Below are 1804 nucleotides of genomic sequence, written 5' to 3' on the forward strand. Positions count from 1 at the left end.
TGCGCGAGCGGATGGCCGCTGGCGGCGTGGGCGTCGAAGAACCCGCGCCGCGCATGCGCCCAGCAGGCCAGTTCGGTGATGCCGCCCTTCTCGAACAGGGCCTTGTAGCCGGCGTAGTCGTCGACCATCAGCGCGCCGTTCCACGTGCCGAGGAAGGCCTCGGCGTGCCTGCCGGCACGGCTCGGGCAGTGGTCGAACACGACGATCGGGGCCTTGCCGGTGCTGCGATATGCGAACAGATACGTGCGTTTGGTTTGCCCGCGCCCCGGATCGAGCTGGGCGACCGGCGTCTCGTCGGCATGCAGCACCGGCGATTGCAGCAGTCGGGTGCGCAGGGCATCGACCAGCGGCTGCAGGCGCAGCCCGATCACGCCGGTCCATTCGGCCAGCGTGGTGCGGCCGATCTCGATGCCGTGGCGCGCGAAGATCGCTTCCTGCCGGTACAGCGGCAGGTGATCGGCGTACTTGTGGATGGCCACCTGCGCCAGCAGGCCCGGCGCGGCCATGCCGCGATCCAGGATCGAGGGCGCCACCGGCTCGGCCACGATCGTCTCGCAGCGCCGGCAGGCGTACTGCGGGTGCACCTCGCGGCGCACGAAGAACCGCAGCGGTTCGACGTCCAGTTTCTCCGAGACGTGCTCGCCGATCTTCACCAGCGCCGCGCCGCAGGTCGCGCAGTCGCAGGACTGAGGTTCGTGGATCGTCTCGATGCGCGGCAGCCCGGCCGGCAACGCGCGCCGTTGCGGCGTGCCACGCTGCGCGGCGCGGTTCGTGCCCGCCGGCGAGCGCAGGTCCTCCAGCTCCGCTTCCAGTGCCGCGATGTCCGCCGCCATCGCCGCCTCGAACAACTCGCGCTGCGCCGGGTCCATCCGCTCGGACTTCGCCGCGTACTGCAGACGGCGCAGCCGCGCGATCTCGTGCGTCAGATGGGCGATCTTCGCGTCCTTGTACGTGATCGTTCGATCGCGCTGCGCGATGGCGGCCACGTGATCGGCCAGCGATGCCTCATGCTGCGCGATCACATCGATCTGTTCGCGCACCAGCGCGCGCAGCACATCGATATCGGTGATCGCGTTCACGTCCATGCCGCGAGTCTAGCCGTCTAGATGATTTTTGGAAGAGCGCTCGTGGCGCGCGACAGCCGCTGCCAGTCCACGCCTGCCACCAACCACGCGAACTGCTCGCGCGTCAGCGACCACGCCGCATCGCCCGAACGCGGCCAGTGGAACGCGCCCTCGTGCAGCCGGCGCACGCTCAGCCATACGCCCTGGGCATCCACGCACAGCACCTTGATCCGCGTCCCCGACCGGTTGCGGAACACGTACGCGCCACCATCGCGCGCGTCGCGTCCAAGATCCCGACCGATCGCCACCAGCAACCGATCCATCCCGCAGCGAAGGTCCACCGGCGTCAGCGCCAGCCACCACCCCGTCGGACTCAGCACAGCGACCGCACCAGCGCGGCGACCTCGGCCAGCGGCAACGTCAGGCGCACGCACGTACCGTTCGGCAACGCCAGTTCCACCGCTCGATCGCCGTTCGCCGTCGCGCGATCGGCGTCGACCACCACCGGTATCAGCGCCCCTTGCGCCGCCACGCTGCGCCGCTGCCAGTACACGAACTGCGAATACGACAAACCACGCGACCGGCAGAACCCCGCCGCCGATTCATTGCCCGATCGCCACGCCGCCAACCGCTTCGACCACACCACCGCCTTGCTCGACATCCGCCGCTCCGATTGCCAAAGAACGGACATCGCAGCATCGTTCACACAGCGGTGATAGGTGAGGTCGGCGGACGCTTAC

3 protein-coding genes are annotated in these 1804 nt (G+C 69.2%); all 3 read right to left on the minus strand.

Annotated elements, in window-relative coordinates:
• Positions 1 to 1079: IS66 family transposase (tnpC, locus tag EV148_RS18200; RefSeq protein WP_425479894.1), on the minus strand; the 1079-nt coding region annotated here is incomplete at its 3' end.
• A 23-nt stretch (positions 1080 to 1102) separates the two neighbouring features.
• Complete coding sequence (gene tnpB, locus EV148_RS18205) at positions 1103 to 1498, minus strand: IS66 family insertion sequence element accessory protein TnpB (protein ID WP_338419072.1); 396 nt, start codon at positions 1496 to 1498, stop codon at positions 1103 to 1105.
• Entirely contained in the window at positions 1438 to 1755 is a 318-nt protein-coding gene (tnpA, locus tag EV148_RS18210) for an IS66 family insertion sequence element accessory protein TnpA (protein WP_132000276.1), read from the minus strand. The genes tnpB and tnpA overlap by 61 nt, the downstream gene beginning before the upstream one ends.
• Positions 1756 to 1804 lie beyond the last annotated feature (49 nt).

Source organism: Dokdonella fugitiva (genome assembly GCF_004342425.1).
In the GTDB taxonomy this organism is placed as follows: Bacteria; Pseudomonadota; Gammaproteobacteria; order Xanthomonadales; family Rhodanobacteraceae; genus Dokdonella_A; species Dokdonella_A fugitiva.

What these genes read in the sequence shown, in the direction of transcription:
- tnpA (WP_132000276.1), bottom strand. Translation starts at nt 1,755, where the DNA reads ATGTCCGTTCTTTGGCAATCGGAGCGGCGGATGTCGAGCAAGGCGGTG.